Source organism: Pseudomonas sp. 51_B (genome assembly GCF_017491595.1).
In the GTDB taxonomy this organism is placed as follows: Bacteria; Pseudomonadota; Gammaproteobacteria; order Pseudomonadales; family Pseudomonadaceae; genus Aquipseudomonas; species Aquipseudomonas promysalinigenes.
The window spans coordinates 1-504 of record NZ_JAFGYW010000211.1 but is presented as its reverse complement, the minus strand read 5'-3'; the positions used below and the strand labels follow the sequence as shown (position 1 = coordinate 504).

General features: G+C 64.1%; 1 protein-coding gene. It reads right to left on the bottom strand.

All coding sequences use genetic code 11. The features are described 5' to 3' along the window. On the bottom strand, positions 1–463 hold a 463-nt coding region (locus J5M56_RS24455; RefSeq protein WP_207937992.1), incomplete at its 3' end, for a SurA N-terminal domain-containing protein. Between the last annotated feature and the right edge of the window lie 41 nt (positions 464–504).

The following is a 504-nucleotide window of genomic DNA, read 5'->3' as shown; positions in this document are numbered from 1 at the left end:
CCTGGTATTGATCGGGCGTCATGCCCTGCATCGCGAGCATCTGCGTATAGCGCTCGGCGTCGAACGAGCCGTCCGCCTTTTTCAGCGACGCGATCACCGGATCGCTCAGCAGCGTCTGGCGCACCGCGCCATCCGACGCGCTCAGATGCAGACGCTGCGTCTCGTCGGCGAGCGCGCGCTGCTGAATCAGCCCGTCGAGAAGCTGCTGACGGCGCTCCGGCGTGTCGAACGCTTTCGCGTCGAACTGCGCGCCCAGCACCTGGCGCGCCTGAGCGACCGGCTGGCGCAGCGTGCCGTCGAATTCGGCGCGCGTGATCTTGTGCCCGTTGACGGCCGCGACGTTCGCGCTTTCATCGAAGAACCCACGGAAACCCTGAATGCCGACGATCCCAAGCCCCGGCAGCACGATCAGGAGCAGGAAGAACATCATCAGGCGCTGGTGATTGCGAAAGAAATCGAGCATGCGTGACGGCGTGAGCTGGACAAAACGCCCGATATTACAAC